Genomic DNA, 2,820 nt, shown 5'->3' with positions numbered 1-2,820 from the left:
TCCTTTCGCCTCAGATAATTGGTTGTTGACAGTTCTGACGGCAGCCAAACCATTTTCCTTAACGTCCTTTTCAAACGCACTTAATATCCTCGGAAACGCATGACGAACGGTCCGCACGGAGTTCATGACCATGCCGTTGTCTTCATCGGCGCTCGGGAAGTAGAGCTTTACTTTTGAGCCAAGCTCGGGCATAAGGTACAAAATCATCTGCATATAAAAACAGGTCAATCATGGTGGTATCTGACCATAATCGACCTGTTCAACGTGAAGCTATTAAATTAAGTAGAGTATAAAATTCAAGCATTGATGTGCGTACATCTTAATTCCTGAAAACTTCCTACAGGTAGAACAAAGGTAAACTTCGTAATGATGAAATGAAGTGATTCATTCGGCACTGGGTGGGGGCTTCTTGAAAGCCGCCGCTCATACTCTTTCATTGAGTGGTTATTTGTGTTGCAGCAACGGATAAAGAAAGAAACCACAACACTAGCGGCTAACTAGCATTGCGATCTTGTTTTTAGGATAGTAAATGGGTTTACACAAAAATCTTGACAAACTCAATTAAACATACCATTTGCAAGCCTTTCTACAATTTCTTTGTCCCACTCATCGAGATTACTCGTTAGCTCATCATAGCGTTTTTTTGATTCTATTGTATCAAGTACTTTAAGTGCTGCCATGCTAAAATGCCCTAAAGTATCTATGCCAAATAATTTGTTTACCTTGGGATCTCTAAACTGGCTGATATAAGTTAATTTATCAACGATCTGTTCGTTACACAATTTTCTACTAACAATCTGAATGATGGCACTCGTTTGTACCATATTATGATGAATGTCTAAGCTTTTTACTAATTCAATATCTTCTAGTTTACCTTCACGTATTTCTTTAGCCAAACTTAATGGTTTCATGTTTTATAACCCCTATCTAATCTTTTTGTGGTCTATAATTATCTATTAGGTATTGTCTTTCGTCTCTATAATTGTTCCACAGATGTTCCGCAAGAGCCTTATTACCAATCCTTTCTGCCTCTTTAATCTCCACCATATATGCTCTGAGCTCCATAATAATTCGATTTTTGAACTCGTAAGTAACTTCTGCCGCCGGATAACCTTTTGCCTTGTCATCTAAAAAATGTTGATATTCATGTCTCAAAGCGCTTATTGAAGCATCTTCATAAATATTTAATTGCCCTGGACCATTTCCTTTGGTGCATATGCCATGATATCACGGTCTAAGATTCTTACTTCTACCCCTTCTTCCTTGGCCTTCTTAATAATACTATCCCATTCTTCAGAGTGAGAGAGACGCCCAGGACCATAAATGTCCCTAAACGGGTCAGCATCATTTTTCCCTAACATACTATCAGGTAATCTAGCTTTTCCCGTCCCCTCAGTATCCCTCTGCTCTTGTTCTCTTCTCTCTCCCGTTCTTCCTTCCCATCCCTACCACGATGAGTCCCTCCACCCCATACAAAACAGGCTCATTCCCTCTCATCGTTCGAGTTGGAATAAGCCATTGAAAGTTTATCAAGTGTTGGAATCATTTAGTGTTTGGTTTGTTGGTTGTATTGTACGATCTTGTTGTTGAGCTTGTAACCGAATTTACACAAAACTTTTTACATACCTTCGAAATCGATCCATTTATTCTTCAATTGAGTCCATATAATTCAAGTTGGCATCACTGATATCCCTCTCTACAAATTTTGAATGTCTCTCTACCCATTCTCCAAGTAAAAACGTAAATCCACCTACCTCTAGGTACACACCCTGATCTATCCTCAACCTTCCACCTCTTTCAATAAATTTAATAATAGGTTCGTAGATATCTTTGAATCTTATGGCTGTCTGATTCTCACTATCAATTAACATTGACATTTCAATAAATCGTAAACATATTATTTTCGAATATGGATTTAATGGAATACTAGTATCGGGAAATACCTCTTCGCTTAACTTTTCTAGATCTATTTCCGTATCGGAATTCAATATTTTAATAGGACTGAAAAATAAATTTGAAACAGTTGAAGAATTGAATATTAAAAATTGAGATGCTCGCATCAAATACTCAGCTACTAAATAAGCATTCGACTTTTTATTTTCTGATTTTATACTCCAATCTATCTGCCTTATTCTATCTTTCGCAGCTAAGACATTAATATTCATCCCATTCATCACCCATTCTTATACCGTAGAATTTGTAAAACTCTTGTTCATAGCCAGGAAATGTACCAAAATCAGGTTGATCAGAAGCCATCTCATGAGCTCCTGGCGGATATGGATTAAAGCCATCTTTTCCATTCCAAGAATCTGGATTGCGATAGTCAAATCCATCTTCCATAAAATCTATTTCCTCTAATTCATGTTTAGCTAATTGCTCAAACCAAGCTTTTTGTTTCTGATTGAATTCACCCTCCAGTGATTTCATGAAAATATAAACCACTTCGGAATCAGGAGTTAGTCGTGATTTATAATAATAGAGCCCTTTTTCATCATACCAAGGTAAATCATACTCATTCAAAAATAAATGTTCCCTCAACCTAGTGGCTTTATCTATACTTAGTCCTGTATTACGAGAAAATACTTCAATATCCTTATCACTCCATGCCCTAACCACATCAGTTTTTTTCTCAACAAATCTATCAATCTTATATTTTTTTATTATTGGCGGAGATCCATATCTTTTTGGAGCTTCACCCGTCCCCTTAGTATCCCTCTGCTCTTGTTCCCTTCGCTCCCTTTCTTCTCTTTCTCTTTCTCTTTCTCTTTTCTCTCTTTCTTCTCTTTCTTTTTCTTCACGTTCCTTCCTCTCGCGCTCTTC

General features: G+C 37.2%; 4 protein-coding genes. All 4 read right to left on the bottom strand.

Annotated features, from left to right (window positions below):
* Positions 1–192, bottom strand: a 192-nt coding sequence (locus tag HP401_RS29725) for a hypothetical protein (RefSeq protein WP_254457237.1), incomplete at its 3' end; no start/stop codon positions are given.
* 365 nt (positions 193–557) lie between these two features.
* On the bottom strand, positions 558–911 hold the full coding sequence (locus HP401_RS29365) for a hypothetical protein (RefSeq protein WP_173607610.1): 354 nt from the start codon (positions 909–911) through the stop codon (positions 558–560).
* Between the two features lie 732 nt (positions 912–1,643).
* Complete coding sequence (locus HP401_RS29360) at positions 1,644–2,165, bottom strand: hypothetical protein (protein ID WP_173607609.1); 522 nt, start codon at positions 2,163–2,165, stop codon at positions 1,644–1,646.
* The coding region (locus HP401_RS29355; protein ID WP_217366273.1) for a hypothetical protein at positions 2,155–2,820 on the bottom strand (666 nt) is incomplete at its 5' end. The genes HP401_RS29355 and HP401_RS29360, both read right to left, overlap by 11 nt.

This window comes from Brevibacillus sp. HB2.2 (assembly GCF_013284275.1).
In the GTDB taxonomy this organism is placed as follows: Bacteria; Bacillota; Bacilli; order Brevibacillales; family Brevibacillaceae; genus Brevibacillus; species Brevibacillus brevis_D.
The sequence above is the reverse complement of the archived record's forward strand: the minus strand, read 5'-3'. Positions and strand labels throughout refer to the sequence as shown.